Below are 22,509 nucleotides of genomic sequence, written 5' to 3'. Positions count from 1 at the left end.
TTATTTTAATAAAAGTAACATTTCTTGATACACTTTTCTCCAACCCTGCCAACCAAATTTTTCTGACAAAGACGAATTATGCCATAAGGAAACAAACAAACCATCTACTTTTTTAACTTGATCAATTAGTTCTTTAATTTCATCTATGGCTTTGTTGGGTGATAGTTGTAAATATTGATTTAAAGTTCCATCCATTACTTGAAAAGGAACAATCCAAAAAGACTCTTGGGTTTCTGTTTTTAGATTGTAAAACGGATACGCATTACAAATACCTGCTCTAAAACCTACTTGACTTGCAAATCCCATAGAATAATCTACTCTAACTCCATTTTTAATTAAATTCTCATACGTTTTAGGAAACTCTAATTTTAAAAAATGCTGTCTGCTACTGGTTATTTTATTTCCAACAAGCTTCTCTAACCTTTTTATTTCTTTAGAAATTAACTCTGGTTTTTGATTGGACACATAAGAAGGGTGTATTCCTACTGAATGATTTTTAGCTTTTTGTTGAATCAGTTTTTTTAAACATTTTCTAGTATGCTTTACACTAGAATCAAACTCTGATTTATTTCCTAACAAAAAAAAGTAGTGGGTTTTTATATTTTTAGAAACCGATTCTATAAAATCATACGTATCATAAACATCTTTTTGGGTTTTTAAATAAGACCACTTAACTTCTATATTTTCTTTTCTTTTTTTTATAATATCTTTTAAAAACCCTCCTACAAAATAAAAAAAGCCTTTTCCTTTAGAAAAATAAGCCGTATCAATATCTAATGTATTTAAGGTAGAAAAATGCCTTTGTGGAAATATAAAATTTGGAAATTCTATATTTAGTTTTTGTTGTAGTTCTTGAACCCAAACATTTACTACTGGTATTTTTAAAAAACCTTGTTTATAGGCTAAACTATCTTCTGCCTTAAACCTATTATGATGATCTGGGGTAAAGGGCAAATATTCTTCATATCTAGTTATCATCCAAAAACACGATGCTAAAACATCATACTGTCCGTCTTTAGTTTTAAAAAAATATGGAACCTCATCAATCCAATTAACATCTAGATTTTGTTGTTGAATTGAGTTTTGAAACAAAAACTTTACCGGAATTATTCTAACACTATTTTCTAGATTCTTTTTAGAATAATTAATTTTTGGTCCTTTGTAATTTTCAAAATCAATTAAAGAAACCGTAGTTTTATAATTTACCCCTAATACATATTTAAACACTACATTTAATATATATATAAGTCTACTGCTAAGACTATCTGAATATACTAGTATCATAAAAATTTAGAATAGACTTCTTTAATTACTTTTGATTCTTTTTCCCAATTATATTTTTGGGCTGCTGTTTTTAAATTTGCTTTCCAAGTTAAATACTCATCCGAAAACAACATTTCTTGAACCTTATCTGCCATCATTTTAGGACTATGGTAGTCAATTACCTTTCCTATATTTTCATCGACTACTAATTTAGCAACCACCCTTCTGTTAGAAACTAACAAAGGAGTTTCTGCCTGAATGTAATCAAACACTTTATTGGGCAAACTATACTCATAATTTAAATTAGTATTTTTATCTAAAGACAATCCTAAATCAGCTATTTTAGTGTATTGCATCAACTCATCATAAGGTCTTCTCCCTAACAAAAACACTTTATTTTCTAGCTTGTATTTTTTGACTAAATCTTTAAGGATAGGAAAAACATCACCACTACCAATTACATATAAAACAACATTATCTAAATAACGCATCATTTCTACAGCTTCTTCACCACCTCTATCAACATTAATACCTGCCCCTTGTAGAATAATCATTTTAGAAGTTCCTTTTACTTTTTCTACAAAAACCTTATCTATTTCTGAGAACCGAAACATAGGAGCTATATTTCTTAATATTTTTACAGAAACACTATACCTGTCTTTATAAATGGTCGCAATTAAACTATTTACCGTAAAAACATCTTTTAGCTTTGGAAAGATAAACTGCTCTATAGTTAACCAAATTTTTTGAACTTTTGGTCTATTAATTAATTCTGGCACTTCTGTAAACAACTCATGACTATCGTAAACTATAGGTTTGTTTGTTAATCTAGAAACTAAAAAATTAGGAAATAATGTATCTAAATCATTTGCCAATAACACATTTTTTTTTGCGAACAACAGCAACATAAATAGTCGTAAATTATATTCTGCATAAAACAAAGGACCTTTGGTAAAAAGCAGCTTCATTCTAGTTGTTTTATAGGATCTTTGTAAAGGCAAACTTTGTTTTAACTTTCTCCCTACTAAGTGAATTGAAAAGCCCATTTCTTGTAACGTAGTACAAACTTTATGTACTCGCTGATCGGTTACCAAGTCATTTGTTACAGAAACTATGATTGTTTTCAATTAAATAATTTTAAAAGGAAATATACTAAAATTACGCTTGAGGACTTTCTTCATCTTTTAAAATTTCTATTCCTTTTTGCATAATTAAAGAGTTAGGAAATGTAATAATTTCTCCCTTATCGGTTTTCATAAAAAAATAGAAGCCTGTAATGTCTTTTACTTCACCAATAAGCTCAAAATCTTTATCTAAAATTCTAATTCTACTTCCTATTCTTACTGGATGATTAAAAAATAAAATAACACTTGCTGTTAAATTAGACAGCAAAGACCATTGAGCAAAAAAACCAACTCCTAAAACAGCTAATATAGAGGATATAAAAATAGACAACCTATTAAAATCTACTCCCCAAACAACAGCTAACAAAGCTCCAAAAAGAATATAGACGACTAGATAAGTAAGAATAAAAATTATTTTCCTTCTGTTTACATCTATCGCTTTTACAAAGCTAAATTTTTTAATAGCTCTTTTGATAGAAAAAATTATTGTTGACATTACTATTACTATAACAAGCGTTAGTAATAATTGATATTTATATTCGTTTAAATTTTCCATTTCTATAATTTATAATACTCTATGTAGTTTTTCGAACAGTAAGGTTTTTAGCTGCGTATAACTCATCACATCCTGTAACGCTTCTAATCTTTTCTCTTCAACACTTACCTCTTGCATTAATTCCTTCACCTTTAATTCTATTAAAACTCTTCTTAAGTTTAGAATTGCATCTTGAACTAATTTTTGTAACACATCTGTTTTTTGAGTTACTTCTATTTCTTTAGACTCCCAATCACTTAAAATATAATGCTCATCATCCATTAAAATATTGGTTACTTCTTGAGCTATTTCTTGATTTTCATGACTCGTCAAACGCTCTAACGCTAGTTTTTCTTTTTCACTAATTTGATAGGTAATTTCTTTGTATATTTTCTGAAACAAAGGATTTGTAAATTCTATTTCATCATCTTGTAATTGTAAATACAACTCATGAGCAACCGTATTGGTATACTCTTCTTTTACCATAATTACTTTTCCTCTTTTATCATGATCCTCTACCCAATCTACAAAAGTTACCTCGTGATTTCCGTACAACAATAAAATTTTAATAATTTCACGTTCATACAAATCTAAGGTATTAATCGTTTTAGGAGTCGTTCCTTTTTGTCCAGATGTTTTCCCTTTAGAAGTATTCATTCCTACTTCTTGAGCCATCATCATTTCATTAAAAGCAGCATCGTCTGGCATATCTCCTCCAGAGGATGATTTTGAAGATTTATTAGCAGAAGAAGCAATTGTCATTTTAGGTCTAGTAGAACTAGGCTTACGCTCTGCATCTCTAGCGTGCTTGTCTAACATTTGAGCCAACTCATTAAACAAAACAGTTTCCGAAATATCCATTAATCTAGAACATTCTTGAATGTAAACTTCTTGTTTAATACTGTCTGGTATTTTAGAAATACTCATTACAATATCACGAATTAACCCAGCTTTCTTAATCGGATCATCTTTTGCCTCTTCTAGTAATAAAGAAACTTTAAAACTGATAAAATCTTGTTGATTATTTTCTAAGTATTCTTTTAATTCTTCTGTTGATTTTTTCTTAGAAAAAGAATCGGGATCATCACCATCTGGAAACGTAACTACCTTTACGTTCATTCCCTGCTCCAAAATTAAATCTATACCACGGACTGATGCTCTTAACCCTGCAGCATCTCCATCAAAAAGAACTGTCATATTAGGAGTTAATCTTTTTACCAACCGTATTTGATCTGGTGTTAATGCCGTCCCTGATGAAGCTACAACATTGGTAATTCCTTTTTGATACATAGAAATCACATCTGTATATCCCTCTACTAAATAACAGTTATCTTCTTTAGATATTGTTTTTTTAGCTTGATACAATCCATATAAAATTCTACTCTTGTGGTAAATATCACTTTCTGGAGAGTTTAAATATTTAGCTGCTTTTTTATCATTGGTTAAAATCCTACCCCCAAACCCTAACACCCTACCACTCATACTGTGAATAGGAAACATTACACGACCTTTAAATCGATCAAATTGTTTCCCTCCTTCTTTTACTATGGTCAAACCTGTGCTTTCTAAATACTGTAAATCATATCCGTTTTTTAAAGCGGTATCTGTAAACGCGGTCCAATCATCTAAACAATATCCTAACTGAAACGTTTCTATCATTTCGCTAGTAAAACCACGTTCTTTAAAATAACTTAACCCAATTGCTTTTCCTTTCTGGGTATTTAACATGGTTTTATGAAAATAGTCTTGTGCATATTTAGACACTAAATACATACTTTCACGTTCGTCTGCAGCTTCTTTTTGCTCGTTGGTTTGTTCTGTCTCTTCAATAACAATATTGTACTTATCCGCTAGGTAACGAATTGCTTCTGGATACGAATAATGTTCATGCTCCATTAAAAAAGAAATTGCATTTCCTCCTTTACCTGTACTAAAATCTTTCCAAATTCCCTTTACAGGAGATACCATAAAAGAAGGAGATTTTTCATCTACAAAAGGAGACAATCCTTTGTAACTACTTCCCGATTTTTTTAAAGTTACAAACTCTCCAATTACCTCCTCTACACGGGCGGTTTCAAAAACAAGATCTATGGTTTCTCTAGATATCAACTTCTAATTATTTTTTAACAAAGATAACAAAGAAATTATCGTATTTGGTTTTGAAACCTCTGGAAAAAATGAAGTTCTAAACACAAAAAAGAGTCCTCTTATTGACAAGAGGACTCTTTTACATCAAGTAAAATATTATACTATTTTTTAACAAATTTTAAAAAATGTTCTGTTTCTTTCAACTGTTCAATTTCATCAGGTGTTAATCCTTGGCTTGCTTTTAAATAGCCTCCAAACAAATGACTTAGATACAAGGGCGAATTTGCTTTTGTTGAAAAGTTTGTTGCACTGTGACACGAAAAACAATTGGCTAAATTATCTACAGCTATCTCCGATATTTCATTCTCAAATGTTTGTGTATAAGTTTCCATAGTAACATTGGCACAATTAACAGAACCTCTTGCCAAAGCCCCTGGTTTAGCCGAAGCTATAGAATCTCCTAATTCTACAATTTTCTTAGCCTGCTCTTTTGTTGTAGCGTATTCATCTGTATCAATCCAAAGAGAACCATTGTAAAAATAATTTGCCCAAACATCGTTGTTATTTTGACGTTTAAAAGCTTCCGACACACATATATTAATACTTTTTATATTGTTAAAATTAGATGGTTCTTCTTGTGATGTTTCCATAAAACCTCCTCCGTTATTAACTGGCACTCCATACTTAAATAATTCATATGCTGCTATAGGCTTTAATGCGTTATTCTTTTTAGAATCCCAAGTAATCCCATCCAAAGTTGATGGTTTATCTCCTTTGTAAAGTAATGTATTAAAACTTTCCTCTGCAATATCATCTTCCCAATCATACAAAGGAGCTAAATCATTATGCTGAAAAGTTGCCCATATAAATTCTGGATGATTTTCTACAACTCCCACAACATGCATTCCTAACATTGCTACTTCTTTATAGCCATAAGTCTTATCTGCTTTAATATATGCAGCTTGTGTAGTGTAATATTCACCCAATTGACTTTTTGGAATAGCAGATGTTGCTACCCAAGAAACCTTTAACTCTAATGAACCTACAGGAAACACAAAATCATTATCAAACAAAGAATCTTTTAAAATTTTAGTTTTAAATACTTTAGCAGCATCTAACATAATTTTACTTGAATAAATAGAATACATAATAGTATCTATTTTAGTATTGGTATCTGACTTAAATTTTGAATTGGTTTGCAACACTCCATTAGAACAAGCTTGCTCATCATAAAACAAAACCACTTTAGCATTTACAGGAATATTGATAGTATCCATCATTAAATCCGTTACTTGAATAATTTCATTTTTATTTTCTAAAAAAAGAGGAGTCTTGTCTGTTACTGACGTAGGTTTGGTTAACCATAAAAATTTTTGCCAAGACCATTGATGAAAAACTAGATTAGTTGCTTTTTGGGGTGTTGCAAAAACACTTGTTACCCCCTCTAATGGTTCTTTTGTGTTTAAGTGAGGAAACCAACTACTTACAGGGTCACAAACACTAATTTTTACATTTTGATAATTACTTTTGACTTCTTTTTTACTTGGCTTACAGGCCTGAAGGCACACAAGTACACATACCACTAAAAATAGCGGATTAATTTTGTTTTTTTTCATAACATTTTCATAGTTTAATGCGTTAAAAATAAACAATTGTTAATTAATATTGTTCTAATAATAAAAAATTTAGCATTATTTTAAAACAAGCTACCTTAAATATTCTAAGACACAAGTCACAAAATTCCTTAGTTCCTAAAATAAAAGGACGAATATAATAATGTATTTTTGTGATTATTTTTATAAAATAAACATGAGCAAAAGTTCTGTATTCCTTCACTATTTTTTATGTACGTTTGGATTTATCATCTATCTCTCATGTATTTCTACCTCCTTTGGTCAGAAAACTTCTATAGGAAATATTAAAGTTTTTTTTAATGCTCAGGTAGGCTCTAATATGGATGAAGAACCTGTAAGATCTATAACCAATCAAACGATTCAGGCTTTTGAAATAGGACTCATAAAAGAGACTATTGGAAATAATGAATGGGAACAACTCTATAATTATCCTGAATATGGAATTTCTTTGTTTTATTCATCGCTAGGAAACAATCAAGTATTTGGTCATGAAATTGCAGTAGTCCCTTTTATTAAAATTAAATTATTTTCTAAAAACAATTTTTCTGTATTTGGTAGAATTGGAATGGGTTTTAGTTATTTAAATACTATTACAGATCCCGTTTTAAATCCCGAAAATCCAGCAACAAGTAATCATTACAACTTTCACACAAACCTAAGAACAGGAATTACTTATTTAATAAGTAAAAGAATGGAACTAAACAGTGGTATTTCCTTTGATCATATTTCTAACGGTAATACAAAAAAACCAAACTTAGGTTTAAACAACATTACCGCCTATGCCGGATTAAGTTATGTATTGCAGCCTAGAATTGCTAAAAAACAGACTCCTACACCACCCCACAGCAAACATAACGACTTACTTGTTTATTTAGGAATTGGCGGAAAAAGAAGTAATTTTAATTCATCATACTACATTGTTCATTCACTATCTACAGAATTAAGAAGGTCTTTAACAAAAATGTTTAGTTTGGGTATTGGAACAAATATATATTGGGATCCCTCTGTAAAACCTAGCTTGCTCTACTTAAACAAGGAATCTTCTTTATTAGATAACTTACAAACAGGAGTTTATATTTCACAATCTTTTAACTATAACAAACTAAGTATTTCTTTACAAGAAGGAGCCTATGTTTTTTTATATGATAAAGTTGATAAAAATTATTTTTACACAAGTGCTAACCTAGCCTATAACTTTTACAAAAAATTATTTATTAGACTTTCTTTAAAATCTCATAAATTTCACATTCTAGATCATCCAGAAATTGGTTTAGGTTATAAATTTTAAGACATCAAAAAAGGGCTACAGTACTGTAGCCCTTTTTATTTTTTTGTAAGTAGTATACTATGATACCGCTTTTAATTGGGTAAGCATATTTCTACTTAATTTACTTTCTGCATACTCTTTAGTAACTTCAAATGAAGTTTCTTCAGAACTTGGCATTTCAAACATAGCATCTGTAAAAATTGCTTCACATAAAGAACGTAATCCTCTTGCTCCCAATTTATATTCAATAGCTTTTTCTACTATGTATTCCAACGCTTCTTCCGTTAAGGTAAACTCTATACCATCCATTTGAAAAAGCTTAGTGTATTGTTTTATCAACGAGTTTTTAGGCTCTGTTAAAATAGCACGCAACGCTGTAGCATCTAATGGATTCATATAACTTAACACAGGCAAACGACCTATAATTTCTGGAATCAATCCAAAATTCTTTAAATCTGTTGGAATAATATATTTCAACAAGTTTTTTTCATCTACTCTATCTTCACTTAAAGAAGCTCCAAAACCAACAGCTTGTCTGTTTAAACGTTTGCTAATGTTACGTTGAATTCCTGCAAAAGCTCCACCTGCAATAAATAAAATATCTTTAGTATTAACCTCTACAAATTTTTGATCAGGGTGTTTACGTCCTCCTTTAGGAGCTACATTCACAACAGTTCCTTCTAGTAATTTAAGCAATGCTTGTTGCACTCCTTCTCCAGAAACATCACGAGTAATAGAAGGATTGTCTCCTTTACGAGCAATTTTATCTATTTCATCAATAAACACAATTCCGCGTTCTGCACTTTCAACATCATAATCTGCAGCCTGCAACAATCTACTTAAAATACTCTCTACATCTTCCCCTACATAACCTGCTTGAGTTAGTACAGTAGCATCTACAATAGAAAAAGGTACATTTAACATTTTTGCAATGGTTTTTGCAATTAATGTTTTTCCTGTTCCGGTATCTCCTACCAAAATCATGTTACTTTTTTCTATTTCTACTTCTTGTTCTAATGTGTCTGGCTGCGTTAATCTTTTGTAATGATTGTAAACTGCAACCGCCATGGTTTTTTTAGTTTGATCTTGTCCAATAATATACTGATCTAAAAACTCTTTAATTTCCTTTGGTTTTTTCACAACCAAATCAGAATTCTTTTCTCCAGATTCTTCGGTAATTTCTTCAGACAAAATTCCATGAGCCTGCGCTACACAGCTGTCACAAATATGTGCATCAACCCCTGCAATTAATAAGTTTGTTTCTTCCTTCTTACGCCCACAAAACGAGCACTCCATTCCTTCTTTTGACATTTCTTTTATGCTTTAAGCTTTAAATTGCTTTGGCTTTTATTTTCTTGCAAGAATTTCATCTACCATTCCGTAAGCCTTAGCTTCTTCTGCTTTCATCCAGTAATCTCTGTCAGAATCCGCAGAAACTTTTTCGAAAGATTGACCAGAATGATTTGAGATAATTGTGTATAATTCTTGTTTTAATTTGTTGATTTCTCTTACAGTAATTTCCATATCTGTAGCCTGCCCTTGTGCTCCACCTAAAGGTTGGTGAATCATAACTCTAGAGTGTGGCAACGCAGATCGTTTTCCTTCTGCTCCTGCACACATTAAAACAGCTCCCATACTTGCTGCCATTCCTGTACAAATAGTTGCTACATCTGGCTTTATAAACTGCATCGTATCATAAATTCCTAATCCTGCATACACTCCACCTCCTGGTGAGTTTATGTAAATAGAAATATCTTTAGTAGCATCTACAGATTCTAAGAACAATAACTGTGCTTGAATAATATTTGCTACCTGATCGTTAATTCCTGTTCCTAAAAAGATAATTCTATCCATCATTAAACGAGAAAAAACATCCATTTGAGTAATATTCAACTGACGTTCTTCCATAATGTATGGAGTTACAGAACTAACTATTTTATCGTAATGTGTACTACTAATACCGTGATGTTTAGTAGCGTACTTTTCAAATTCCTTTCCGTAATTCATATATATATGTTCTTATAGGTTACAAAGGTAAATATACTAAAGTAAAGTTGAATTAACATATCCATAAATTTGTCAATTGGCCTTATATTTGATGAAATTACTACCTTTGTAAAACCCTTTATCTAAAACAACTAGTTATGAAAAGTTTATTTTATTTTTTCTTATTGATTATCACTCCCATTTGCTATGCACAAAATGCAAACACAGAAGTAGAGGATACTACAGAAGAAGTAGACAAAAGCATGACCAGTCAATTTGATTATTTATACAGAACTTCTACCAAATATCAAGAATACAAGGTAATCTCTATAAATAAATACCAAAAATTAAAGCAAAACGTTTTAGATTCTTTAAGTTCTCAAAAAAGCATTATTACAGACAAGGTCAAAACCATCAAAACAAACAATCTAGAAATTACTAAACTTAAAGAAGAACTAGCAAACACTCAGCAAGATTTAGCTACTGCTATTGATCTAAAAGACAGCAGATCTGTTTTTGGTTTGCCTGTGCAAAAATCTATTTTCACTATTATAATTGCTATAACTTATAGTGTCTTATTAATTCTATTAGGTTTCTTTATTTTTAAATACAAACAAAACTTAAGTATTACTACCAAAGCTGTTTCAGCCTTAAAAGGAGTAGAAGCAGAATTTGAAACCCATAAAAAAACATCTTTAAAACGTTTTCAAGAAGTAAGCCGAAAGCTACAAGATGAATTGAACAAGAATTGGAAGAAAGAAAAATAAGCTTTCTACAATAAACTTATTCCTTAGTCTTGATTGCGTATCTTTGCAGCTAGAAATTTAGGAACTATGTCTTTTGAAAATTTAAATCTTAACAACCAATTACGTAACGCTATAGCCAATTTAGGTTATACTGAACCTACCAAAATACAACAAGATGCATTCCCGTGTATTATGTCTGGTAGAGATGTTGTTGGTATTGCACAAACAGGAACAGGTAAAACTTTTGCCTACCTAATGCCTATTTTACGCATGTTGCCGTTTTCGGAACAAAAACACCCTAGAGTCTTAATTGTGGTTCCTACTCGTGAACTAGTTGTACAAGTTTTAGATGCTTTAGACAAACTAACTACTTACTTAAACGTAAGATATGGAGGGATTTACGGAGGTGCTAACATCAACAAACAAAAAGAAATGATTCACAACGGATTAGATATTTTAGTATCTACTCCTAGACGTGTTATTGATTTAGGAATGGCTGGAGCGTTAAAATTAAAGTTTATTCAGAAATTAGTAATTGATGAAGTTGATGAAATTTTTAACCTTGGTTTTAGACTACAGTTAATTGACATTATTGATTTGGTTCCTAAAAAGAAACAAGCTATTTTATTTTCTGCAACCATGACCGATGAAGTGTCTGAATTGATTGGAGAGTTTTTTCAAAACCCAATTAATGTAGAGTCTGCAGCATCGGGAACAAGACTTGAAAACATAGAGCAAATGGCCTTTGAAGTGCCTAACTTCTACACCAAAATAAACTTATTAAACCATTTATTACAAGAAGACGAGGAAATGTCTCGTGTTTTGGTTTTTATCAAGCATAAATATTTAGCAGATTTAGTCTTTAATGAAATTCAAGGTATGGCAGAATATCCTGAAGATAGTTTTGCTTTAATTCACTCTAACAAAACACAAAACTACCGTTTGCGTTCTGTAGAAAACTTTAAAGAAGGAAAACATCGTGTTTTAATTACTACCGATGTATTGTCTAGGGGAATGGATATTCCTGGAGTTACACACGTAATTAACTTTGACCTGCCTAAAGAAGCAGAAGCTTATATGCACCGAATTGGTAGAACAGGACGTGCAGAAAATGAAGGTTTTGCAATTTCTTTTATTACAGAAAAAAATGCTGAAATACTAGAAGAAATAGAAACCTTAATGGATTATGAAATTCCAAAATACGGAATGCCTGACGAAGTTTTTATTGAAAGCAAATTACTAGAAGAAGAAGTTGAAAAAGAAGACATTACTCTTTATCAAAAACTAGGATCTAAAGAATTTGCTCCTGGACCTGCATTCCACGAAAAATCTGAAAAGAACAGCAAAACAAACCAAGGAGGTAGCTATCGTAGAGAAATAGCTAAAAAATACAAAAAACCTCAACGTAGAAGACCCAAAAAATAATTAAGTCCTTTATAAAACCGCTCAAAGGGGATCAAAATTTAATATTTTGATCCCCTTTGAATATTTACAAAACGTCTTGAACAACAAACCGTTTTCCATTAAAAACCAATTTGCTTCCCTTTTCTTTTCCCAATAACAAAACCCCAATGGGTGAATTTACAGACACAACCATCACTGTTTTTTTGCTATACTTTACTTGTCCAATACTAGTAGCAATAAAATAATAAATACCATTAAAAACAACCAAGCTCCCCAGTGCAATTTTAGTAGACACTGCTACCTGTATTTTAGAAAGAACCTCTTTCTGCATCAATATAGTCTGATGTTGTTGCCCTAGCTTTTCCATTTCTAACTGTAACATTGCTCTACCTGTTTCATGCTTATCTCCTGCAGAACTTTTAGTTTCAGACATTAAGTCTATTTTATACCCGTCAATTGCATTTTGAACATCCAATAACTTGCCGTTAACAATATCTAAACACAATGTGATCAACTGCTTTTTATCCATATAGATCTATTTACAACAAAAAACCACCTTATAAATTAAGATGATTTTTGTATCGCATAAAGCTAATCATTATTGTTTAATGATTTTTTGTCTGTAAAAACTTTGATGATCCTCGTCATACAAAACCAATATGTATACTCCGGAAACAACATGGGTAATATTTACCGGAACTCTATTAAGTCGGGGAGCAAAATCTTGAACCAAAGAAAAAACAGAACTTCCTGCTATACTTTTTAATTCTATTTTACCCCTAAAAAACCTACTACTTACATAACTAATTGTAAATGATGAAGAAACCGGATTTTCGGATAGTGATATTAATTTATCTTTTAAAACATCATCTACAGACAAACTACCATCTGTCTTTTGAGATTCTTCAATTAAATTTAATTTTTTAGCACTAAATTCTCCAAACTCTGTATCTGTTAATATTTTATCTGTAGCTCCTAAATACCCACTAATAATACTGGTAAACACCTGCCTATAATCATGCTGCATTATAGTTTGATCGTAATGTTCAGTCACTTCAGATAAATCTAAATTAGTTCCTGTTACACCTCCCTTTACATGTTTACCAATTACAAACATAGGCCCTAAATTTCCGTGATCCGTTCCTAAATTTCCGTTTTCAGCAGGCTTTCTACCAAACTCTGTAAACGTTGCTGAAACCACTTTATCTTCAATCCCTAACATTTTTAAATCGTCCTGAAAAAACTTAAGGGCATCTCCTACTGATTTTAACAAATCTGCGTGCTTTCCCTTGTGTGTTTCTGTTTGACTTTGCACTTGACTTCCATGTGTATCAAACCCATCATACGATACTAAAAACACTTTGGTTTTAGAACCTCCTCTTATTAATGTAGCAACTGTTTTTAATTGATCTGCTAATTTATTGTTCGACGGATAATTTACTGTACTTTCTGCATTTCTTTTAGACAAACCCAAATTAAAAACCTCGCTAATTCTCTGCGAATATGTGTTAATTCCACTCTCTATATTAGAAATATAAGACAATGCATCTCCATAATCTGATTCTGGAATTTCGGGTACTGGATTTCCTATATTAGAAACTACGTTGTAATAACCAGAAACATCTTGTCCTGCTAAGTTTAAATCTACTTTATGTTCATGACTAGATTGAAATCCTAAAGAGGGTTTTTGACTTCCTAATTGGATTCCTAACGGATCTTGATATTGTGTATAATCATAAGCAGAGTTTAAAAATCTTGCCATCCAGCCATCTGTTTTGGTAGAATTTTCTGGAGTTCCATCCCCACCTTGAAACATTAAGGCTCTTGATGCAAAGTGAGATTTGTTTAATTGAGGATACCCTACAGAATGAATCACATTTAATTTCCCCTCATCATACAAAGATTTTAAACCTGTACAAGATGGATGAATTAATAATTTTTGAGCATCGTCTAAACTGCTATCTAAAGGGATAGCGGCTCCTGTTCCAGATTCTTTCAATCGAATTGTAGGTCTTAATCTAGCATATTCATCATATTGGCTTTGTGGTATTACAGTATTTAATCCATCATTTCCTCCTGTTAATTGAACCAATACTATAGTTCTTCCATCAACAACAGAAGCTGGAATTGAGTTTACCAAATCTGTTTGCGAAAACGCATTTACCTGATGTCCGTTTAGCAACATAGCTCCTGTAGAACTTAGTGTTGATAATTGTAAAAATTTTCTTCTATTCATGACATCTTATCTTTAATTAGTCTGATACTCTTGAGACCATAACAAAGCCTTAAACAAAGGAACAAGTGCTCCTTCTGTTCCTAAATCGTTTCCTGTAGACATATAGTTATTCCACTCTCTTGTCCACATTCCTGCAGACAAGGAGCCGTTATCTAAAAGTATTTCATTGGTAAAATAATTGATTCTATCATTGTTAACAGCTTTAGAAAAAAGTAACGTTATCAGTTCCGGTATCAATACCGTAACATCAGATGGATTGCTTATGTTTTCTTCTACAAATCTTGTTACTTTAAAATCTACTTTTGTTTGATTTTTATTTAAGAGCAATTGCCCTAAATTATATCGTGGGATTATGGTGGTAGAATTGAACCAAAATTTATCATAAACAGGAGCTTCATACATAGCAGGAAAACCAGCTACAGAAGGTGGACTAAATGGTTTTTGACTTGATAATTGCAAAAAATCTCTAACCAATTCTCTTTGATAAAAAAACAGATAATGGAATTCACTTTCAGACACCGGATCTGGAACAGGATAATTTACCAATGTTAATGTTTGTAAGGCTAGTTCTAGTGGAGATTTTATCATTCCTCCAATAATTTCATCACCAATTTCAGCATCATCTTCATCGTAAAAATGCTTACTTTTTAACAACTGAGTAATAGGTTCTATCAAGTTATAATTAACTCTAAACGTATTTGCTAAAGGAATAATAATATCGTTTTCTATTTCTGTAGTTATTTTACCCGACACAAAGTATCTATACATTCTTCTACATATATATTTAGCGGTTTCTTCTTGATCAAAAATCATATCAAAAAATTCAACCAACTCCTCTTTCATTCTAGCTTCTTTCTGAGCATTTGTTTTTCCATTAGTATCATAAGCCGCTATAACTCTATTTCCAAAACGAGTAGAAAATTTTTTCTCTGTAAAATCGTGTTTATTACTCACTGGTTTTCCTGTAGGAATTCCTCCATTATCTCCTCCGTGATTGGTTACATCTCTTTTATTGTAATTAGTAACCCAACCTGTTAGCAATCTTGCAGCTGTAACAATATCATCTTCTGTATAATGGGTATAATCTCCTATACCTGCAACAGGTCCTTTACCAATGGTAAAAAGCTCTAACACTTCTCTAGCATAATTTTCATTAGGGTTTGTCTTTGTGTTCTCATTATTATCTAAATAATGAAGCATTAAATTAGTGATCGTTATTTGATATAATAATTCCTTTATATCTCCCAAACAATACCTATCTAACAATCGTAAATAATCGTAAAAAACACCTCTATTAAACTTTGCAACATCAGAATCTATAGATAAAAAACTAAACAGAAAGTAAGCCATTCTAGATCGCACCGTTTTATCTTCTTTAGCCTCATCTAACCACCAAGCAATGGTTCCTTCCATTAACTTATAAGCCACAACACTATCCGCATCTGCCTCTGCTTCATCAATCCAAGGGTTACCTGTCTCGTAATTAATAGGTTGCTCTAATTTTTTGGTATGTGTGTTTGTTAATTGATACAAAGCTTGATCCACAGTGTAAGCACTAAACTCTTCTATTCTAGATTTAGTTACATTATAGCATGCTCTTTTTAAAAGATGCTTGGCTCTTATTTTTCCTAATACAGACTCTAAAGGTTGGATGGAACTCATAATTAGTAATTACTGATGATTAATAAATCTACAACAAAAACTAAATAAAATAACAAATACTCAAATTATACGACATTTAAAAACCATATCAACAACAAAAAAGCTAAAAGTCTAACTTTAACTGAATATATTGATGTTTTTTTTCAACCTCTTGATTGTTTAAATTATTGATAGAGATTCCTAAAAGCCGAACAGAATTACCCAACTTTTCTTGAAACAACAGTTCTTTAACTATCTTAAAAATATCCAATTGACCATCAATAAAACCCTCTAATGTTTTACTACGAGTAGTTTGAGTAAAATCACTATACTTTATTTTTAAGGTAATAGTTCTTCCTTTAACATTGGCTTTTAACAATCTCTTTTCTATTTCTATGGATAAGATTTCTAGTTTTTTAAGAATATAAACTTCTGATGTTAGATTTTCTAAATAGGTATGTTCTGCACCTATAGATTTTCTTGTTCTAGATGAACGAACCGGACTGTTGTGAATTCCTCTTACGATATTATAGTAATGTTCCGCAGAACTTTTAAAGTGTTCTTCTAAAAATACAAACGTTTTATTTTTTAAATCTGCACCAGTAAAAATACCCAATTGATACATTTTTTGAGTAGTTACTTTTCCTACCCCATAAAACTTACGGATTTGCAAGGTTTCTAAAAATGGAATTACTTCAGTTGGTGTGATGGTTTTTTGTCCATTAGGCTTGTTTATATCCGAAGCTATTTTGGCTACAAACTTATTAGGGGCAATTCCGGCCGATGCGTTTAAGCCTGTTTTCTTAAAAATTTTCTTTCTTATTTCTTCAGCAATCAAAGTAGCAGATTGCATCTTTTTTTTATTGATGGTAACATCTAAATAAGCCTCATCTAAAGACAAAGGCTCTACCAAATCTGTGTACTCGTAAAAAATTTCTCTAACCTGATTTGAGATCTCTTTGTATCGTGTAAAATCAGTTGTTACAAAGATAAGGTCGGGACATAGTTTTTTAGCCAACGATCCTGCCATGGCAGATTTTACTCCAAACTTTCTTGCCTCATAACTTGCTGCTGCAATCACACCTCTTCTACCATCACCACCAACAGCTACTGGTTTTCCTTTTAATTCAGGATTGTCTAGCTGTGCTACAGATGCATAAAAAGCATCCATATCTACATGAATAATTTTGCGATGTTTAGATATTAAAGTTTTCACCTGTTAAAGATACACACTCCTTTTTACATCAAAAAAAAAACTCCTTTGGAAAAGCCAAAGGAGTTTTATATACTTAATAAAAACTACATTTTAGTTTTTAACAATTTTTTGTCTTAATCCTGTATTTGTTTGTAAAAAATAAATACCTGAAGGCAATGAAGAAATGTCTAATCTATTTTGAGCTTTAAAAGTTCTAACGTTTTGTCCTAAAACATTTCTTAAATAAATAGTTTCAAATCCCGATACATCAGAAATTGTAATAATTCCATTCTCTAAATCTTGGTAAATACCCAAACCTTGTTTGTTAAAATTACCCGCAGACAAAGTAGCTGCTTCAATCACAGGAAATTCTAATCCATAAGAAATAAAATCCCAACCTGTTCCGTTATACTTTTGTAAACCGTAATAATTAGCACCATCTAATTTGTGTTTACCTTCTCCGTCTGCTGCAGTTGTTCCTACATTTAATCCACCTAATGTTGTTTCTGCTGGAAAGTCAAAAGTAACTGTTCCTGTTTGGTTTTCTTCTGTACCTGTAACTGTAATATCTGGTACCGTAACATCATCAATAGTTGCATTGGCATAAGGATCAGCTACAGGATCAGCCCCTGCAGGGTGAATTAATAAGATTCTATATCTTAAACCTGAAATATTTGTATTAGCCGTATAATCAAAAGACATTGTAAAAGTTTCTCCTCTAGTAACACTTGTAAAAGCTGTCTGCTCATTGGTAATAGCAACATAATTTGCAGGATAATAAGCAGCTACAACTTCAAAATTATTAATATTAGGAATACCAGACTTTTCAATAGTCAGAGTATTACCTGTATCGGCATTTGCACTAGTTCTTAAAGAATATCCTGTTCCTACAACAGCCTTAGCAGGTGTTAAAACATCTAATTTATCATAAGTCCAAACTCTGGTTCTTAAGGTCATATTATTACTATCATTTGGATTCATGTCCAAACTAGTACTTGTAACATTATCTGTTTTTAAACCATTTTGAGCTGCAAATGCATTCTCACTTTGGTCTACGTTGTCTTTAATAGGAAACCATGAGCTCTTATATTCTGGTTCATTTCCTGCACCTAAAGTTCTAAAATCTGTTACACAAGTAACAGTATAAGTAACAGGGGTATATGTAAATCCTCCCATTCCATCAGACTGTTTCTCTAAAAAAAATCCATTGGTAGAAATCACCAAGTTGTTAATATCTGAAGCTGTTGTGCTTCTTGTAAAAGTAGCAGTATCAGCTGCTTGTCCGTACGAAAATAATGTTGCTGCAAAAGCAACCATTAAAGATAATTTTTTAATCATGTTCTGTAAATTTAATTAGTTTCCTAAAACTACATAAACACTAAAAAAAACATATTCTCATATGGTTTTAAACAAAACACAAATGGTTTTAAACAGACCTATTTAGCTTATTTAAAACCATTTACAACCATACATTTCCACTACAGCGCTTACAGATTTAAATCACACCTTGAGCTAACATGGCATCTGCAACTTTAACAAACCCAGCAATATTAGCTCCTTTTACATAATTAATATAACCATCTTTTTCAGCTCCATACTGCTGACAAGACTCATGAATATCTTTCATAATTTCTTTCAACTTGTTATCTACTTCTTCTCTTGTCCATTTGTAACGCAATGCATTTTGTGTCATTTCCAAACCAGAAGTTGCTACTCCACCTGCATTAGAAGCTTTACCTGGAGCAAACAAAATTTTTGCTTTATGAAAAACTTCCACCGCATTAATATCACAAGGCATATTAGCCCCTTCGGTAACACAAATACACCCATTACCTACTAAAGATTCAGCATCTTGTATTAACAATTCATTTTGTGTTGCACAAGGAAAAGCCAACTGACAAGTTACTTGCCATGGTTTTTCTCCATCAAAATATTCCGCTGTCGTATATTCTTTTATATATTCAGAAATTCTTCCTCTCTTTACATTTTTTAACTCTTTGATAAAATTTAATTTTTCTTGTGTAATTCCATCCTTATCATATATATATCCTGAAGAATCTGACATAGTTACTACCTTACCTCCTAACTGAATACATTTTTCAACAGCGTATTGCGCTACGTTTCCAGAACCTGATATTACAATTGTCTTTTCATCAATACTTTTCCCAATGGTTTTAAGCATAGATTCTGCAAAATACACTGCTCCATACCCTGTTGCTTCCGGTCTAATTTGTGAACCACCCCAAGACAGTCCTTTTCCAGTTAACACTCCTGTAAATTCATTTTTTAGTTTTTTATACATTCCAAACAAATACCCCACCTCTCTAGCTCCAACTCCAATATCTCCAGCAGGTACATCTGTATCATGACCAATATGACGAAATAATTCACTCATAAAAGCATGGCAAAAACGCATAATTTCATCATCTGACTTTCCTTTAGGGTCAAAATCAGAACCTCCTTTACCACCTCCCATTGGCAATGTGGTTAGTGAGTTTTTAAAAACTTGTTCAAATGCTAAAAACTTTAATACACTTTGGTTTACCGTTGGGTGAAAACGCAACCCACCTTTGTAAGGACCAATGGCAGAATTCATTTGAACTCTATATCCTCTGTTTATTTGTATTTCTCCAGAATCATCTACCCAAGAAACTCTAAAAGAAATTAGTCTTTCGGGTTCTGCTATTCTAGAAAGTATTTTTTTTCCAAAATAAATATCATGCTCGTATATATAAGGAATTACAGTCTCTGCAACTTCTTGTACAGCTTGTAAAAACTCTGGCTCATGACCATTTCTAGTTTTTACTTCATTCATAAAGTCTTTAACTCTTTTATCCATTTTTGTAGTTTTAACTAAATATAAAAATATATTTGTTTAGTACAATTTACTCATAAAAACCTTACAATCTATGTTATCTTTTCTATCAAAAAAAATAGACAATAGCTCTTTAGTTGTTTTTAGAATTATTTTTGGTTTGGTCTTAACTTTAGAGGCTTGGGGTTCCATTTTTACAGGATGGATTCAGAAAACATACATAGAACCAACTATTCATTTTAGTTACATAGGATTGGAATGGATTGAACCGTTAGACGGAATGGGAATGTATTATTTATATGTATTTATGGGAATAATGGGACTGGGAGTTTTATTAGGATATTTTTATAAATTCTCTATAATTACCTATACTATTCTATGGTCTTATTGTTATTTATCTCATAAAATCTCTTACAACAATCATTATTACTTAATGATTCTACTTTGTTTAATTATGTGTGTGTTACCCGCTAATAATTATGCTTCTTTGGATGTAAGAAAAAATAGAGTTTTGTTAAAAAACTATATGCCTTATTGGTGTAAGTTTTTATTAATTTTTCAGATAAGCTGTGTTTACTTTTTTGGAGCCATTGCAAAATTATATCCAGATTGGCTGGATGGTACATTTCCACAAATTGTACTAGAATCCAAAACATCTTTTCCTATTATAGGTAAATATTTTTCTCAAGAATGGTTTTATATGGGGATTGCTTATGGTGGTTTTTTATATGATTTATTAATTATTCCCTTGCTTATTTACAAACGAACTAGAATTTTAGGCCTCCTTATTTCAATTCTTTTTCACAGTTTTAATTCCATTGTATTTCAAGTAGGTGTTTTTCCTTATTTAAGTATTTCTTTTGCTTTGTTCTTTTTTCCTGCTAAAAGAATTCAACAATTATTTTTCCCTAAAAAAGAATATTTTAACGAGATAAAAACTAAATTAAACAACTCCAAAATCAACTATTTAATATTGATTTATGTATTAATTCAACTGTTTTTACCACTTAGACAACATCTTATAAAAGGAAATACGTTTTGGACAGAGCAAGGTCATAAAATGAGCTGGAGAATGATGTTAAGATCTGCCACTGGAACAATACATTACAAAATAGTAAACACAACAAACAACAGTACCTATTACCATAGACCTAATATTTTAACAAGTAAACAAAAAAGATTGCTAAATACACATCCTGATGTTATTTGGCAATACGCTCAATACTTAAAACATGAGGCACAAAAAAAAGGAAACAACATACGCGTTTATGCCGTTAGTAAAAAAAGCTTAAACGGGAGACCTCTACAGCAATTTATAGATCCTAACGTTGATTTAGCAAATACTTCATGGAATTATTTCAAACATCAACCTTGGATTCTTCCTTTTAAAGGATGGTAATTTTTTCTAACCAAAACATCGCTATTCATAATTGTTAGCTTTTGCATAAAAGTCTATGCAAATAAAGCATTACTCCAAATAGTTTGTTAAATTTGCAATCTAATTTCTGAATAACAATTATGTTAGATAAAGTTAAAGAGCTGATTGGTGAAGTAAATGATTTTAAGGCCACTACTAAAGAGGAACTTGAAGCATTTAGAATTAAATACATTGGTAAAAAAGGAATTTTAAATGACCTTTTTACTGAATTTAAAAATGTTGCCAACGATCAGAAAAAAGAATTTGGTCAAGCACTAAATACTTTTAAAAATGCTGCCGAAGGAAAAGTTAACGAATTAAAAGAAGTTTTAGAGGATGCAAATCTTAACAAAAACAGTTTAAACGATTTAACAAGACCTGCAGAACCTTTAAGTTTAGGTTCTCGTCATCCTATTTCTATTGTAAAAAATCAAATTATTGATGTGTTTTCTAGAATTGGTTTTACCGTTTCTGAAGGTCCAGAAATAGAGGATGATTGGCATAACTTTACCGCATTAAACTTGCCAGAATACCATCCTGCAAGAGATATGCAAGACACGTTTTTTATAGAACAAAACCCAGATATTTTGTTACGTACACATACTTCATCTGTACAAACAAGATATATGGAAAATAACACTCCTCCTATTAGAACTTTATCTCCAGGTAGAGTGTTTAGAAATGAAGATATATCGGCTCGTGCCCACTGTATTTTTCATCAAGTAGAAGGCTTGTATATTGATACGGATGTTTCTTTTGCCGATTTAAAACAAACACTTTTATATTTTACTCAAGAAATGTTTGGTAAATCTAAAATTCGTTTAAGACCATCTTACTTTCCTTTTACAGAACCAAGTGCAGAAGTAGATATTTATTGGGGATTAGAAACTGAAACTGACTATAAAATTACCAAAGGTACAGGTTGGTTAGAAATTATGGGATGTGGAATGGTAGACCCTAACGTATTAAAAAACGCAAATATAGATCCTACAAAATATAGTGGTTACGCTTTTGGAATGGGAATAGAACGTATTGCGATGTTGTTATATCAAATTCCAGATATTAGAATGTTTTACGAAAACGATGTTCGTTTCTTAGAACAATTTAAAAGTATCAACTAAAAATATTCAAAAGAGCTCCTTATGAGCTCTTTTTTAA

18 protein-coding genes are annotated in these 22,509 nt (G+C 31.3%); 5 read left to right on the top strand and 13 right to left on the bottom strand.

Translation table 11 applies throughout. The features are described from left to right. The 5 genes from FHR24_RS02685 to FHR24_RS02665 form a co-directional block, all read right to left on the bottom strand. Positions 1–1,284, bottom strand: a complete 1,284-nt coding sequence (locus FHR24_RS02685; RefSeq protein ID WP_167183494.1) for a polysaccharide deacetylase family protein — start codon at positions 1,282–1,284, stop codon at positions 1–3. After that, entirely contained in the window at positions 1,281–2,390 is a 1,110-nt protein-coding gene (locus tag FHR24_RS02680; RefSeq protein WP_167183492.1) for a glycosyltransferase, read from the bottom strand. The genes FHR24_RS02685 and FHR24_RS02680 overlap by 4 nt, the downstream gene beginning before the upstream one ends. Positions 2,391–2,421: 31 nt before the next feature. After that, positions 2,422–2,883 carry a mechanosensitive ion channel domain-containing protein gene (locus FHR24_RS02675; protein ID WP_243846491.1) on the bottom strand — a complete coding sequence of 154 codons (462 nt, stop codon included), beginning with the start codon at positions 2,881–2,883 and terminating at the stop codon, positions 2,422–2,424. 69 nt (positions 2,884–2,952) lie between these two features. Continuing rightward, on the bottom strand, positions 2,953–5,031 hold the full coding sequence (gene dnaG / locus FHR24_RS02670; protein WP_167183486.1) for a DNA primase: 2,079 nt from the start codon (positions 5,029–5,031) through the stop codon (positions 2,953–2,955). 140 nt (positions 5,032–5,171) lie between these two features. After that, positions 5,172–6,626 (bottom strand): hypothetical protein, encoded by a 1,455-nt coding sequence (locus FHR24_RS02665; protein WP_167183483.1) that lies wholly within the window; start codon positions 6,624–6,626, stop codon positions 5,172–5,174. A 193-nt stretch (positions 6,627–6,819) separates the two neighbouring features. Between FHR24_RS02665 and FHR24_RS02660 the strand changes: the two genes are divergently transcribed. Further along, positions 6,820–7,932, top strand: coding sequence for an acyloxyacyl hydrolase (locus tag FHR24_RS02660; protein WP_167183480.1), 1,113 nt, complete (start codon positions 6,820–6,822; stop codon positions 7,930–7,932). Between the two features lie 57 nt (positions 7,933–7,989). On the opposite strand, the gene clpX is transcribed toward FHR24_RS02660, so the two are convergent. After that, positions 7,990–9,222, bottom strand: a complete 1,233-nt coding sequence (gene clpX, locus FHR24_RS02655; protein WP_167183476.1) for an ATP-dependent Clp protease ATP-binding subunit ClpX — start codon at positions 9,220–9,222, stop codon at positions 7,990–7,992. Positions 9,223–9,258: 36 nt separating this feature from the next. Next, entirely contained in the window at positions 9,259–9,918 is a 660-nt protein-coding gene (clpP, locus tag FHR24_RS02650; RefSeq protein WP_167183473.1) for an ATP-dependent Clp endopeptidase proteolytic subunit ClpP, read from the bottom strand. 137 nt (positions 9,919–10,055) lie between these two features. Between clpP and FHR24_RS02645 the strand changes: the two genes are divergently transcribed. Further along, positions 10,056–10,664: a hypothetical protein gene (locus tag FHR24_RS02645; RefSeq protein WP_167183470.1), complete on the top strand. Its 609-nt coding sequence runs from the start codon at positions 10,056–10,058 to the stop codon at positions 10,662–10,664. 66 nt (positions 10,665–10,730) lie between these two features. Then, complete coding sequence (locus FHR24_RS02640) at positions 10,731–12,068, top strand: DEAD/DEAH box helicase (protein WP_167183466.1); 1,338 nt, start codon at positions 10,731–10,733, stop codon at positions 12,066–12,068. A gap of 64 nt (positions 12,069–12,132) precedes the next feature. On the opposite strand, the gene FHR24_RS02635 is transcribed toward FHR24_RS02640, so the two are convergent. The 6 genes from FHR24_RS02635 to gdhA all read right to left on the bottom strand — a co-directional run bounded on the left by FHR24_RS02635 (position 12,133) and on the right by gdhA (position 19,958). Next, on the bottom strand, positions 12,133–12,576 hold the full coding sequence (locus tag FHR24_RS02635; protein ID WP_167183463.1) for a 3-oxoacyl-ACP synthase: 444 nt from the start codon (positions 12,574–12,576) through the stop codon (positions 12,133–12,135). A gap of 69 nt (positions 12,577–12,645) precedes the next feature. Beyond that, a complete protein-coding gene (locus tag FHR24_RS02630; protein WP_167183460.1) occupies positions 12,646–14,283 on the bottom strand; it encodes a DUF1501 domain-containing protein in 1,638 nt (545 codons plus the stop codon). Positions 14,284–14,295: 12 nt separating this feature from the next. After that, positions 14,296–15,945, bottom strand: coding sequence for a DUF1800 family protein (locus FHR24_RS02625; protein ID WP_167183457.1), 1,650 nt, complete (start codon positions 15,943–15,945; stop codon positions 14,296–14,298). A gap of 103 nt (positions 15,946–16,048) precedes the next feature. Next, positions 16,049–17,140 carry a DNA polymerase IV gene (gene dinB / locus FHR24_RS02620; RefSeq protein WP_317166171.1) on the bottom strand — a complete coding sequence of 364 codons (1,092 nt, stop codon included), beginning with the start codon at positions 17,138–17,140 and terminating at the stop codon, positions 16,049–16,051. 90 nt (positions 17,141–17,230) lie between these two features. Continuing rightward, on the bottom strand, positions 17,231–18,457 hold the full coding sequence (locus FHR24_RS02615; protein WP_167183454.1) for a T9SS type A sorting domain-containing protein: 1,227 nt from the start codon (positions 18,455–18,457) through the stop codon (positions 17,231–17,233). 157 nt (positions 18,458–18,614) lie between these two features. After that, on the bottom strand, positions 18,615–19,958 hold the full coding sequence (gene gdhA / locus FHR24_RS02610; protein WP_167183451.1) for an NADP-specific glutamate dehydrogenase: 1,344 nt from the start codon (positions 19,956–19,958) through the stop codon (positions 18,615–18,617). Between the two features lie 70 nt (positions 19,959–20,028). Here gdhA and FHR24_RS02605 point away from each other — a divergent pair, with 70 nt between their 5' ends. Together FHR24_RS02605 and pheS are read left to right on the top strand one after the other, a co-directional pair. Beyond that, positions 20,029–21,333 carry an HTTM domain-containing protein gene (locus tag FHR24_RS02605; RefSeq protein WP_167183448.1) on the top strand — a complete coding sequence of 435 codons (1,305 nt, stop codon included), beginning with the start codon at positions 20,029–20,031 and terminating at the stop codon, positions 21,331–21,333. 119 nt (positions 21,334–21,452) lie between these two features. Further along, the gene (pheS, locus tag FHR24_RS02600) at positions 21,453–22,472 is read left to right on the top strand and encodes a phenylalanine--tRNA ligase subunit alpha (protein WP_167183445.1); all 1,020 of its coding nucleotides are present in this window, start codon (positions 21,453–21,455) and stop codon (positions 22,470–22,472) included. Positions 22,473–22,509 lie beyond the last annotated feature (37 nt).

The organism is Wenyingzhuangia heitensis (assembly GCF_011762155.1).
Classification (GTDB): domain Bacteria; phylum Bacteroidota; class Bacteroidia; order Flavobacteriales; family Flavobacteriaceae; genus Wenyingzhuangia; species Wenyingzhuangia heitensis.
This window is presented reverse-complemented; position numbering and strand designations above follow the sequence as displayed.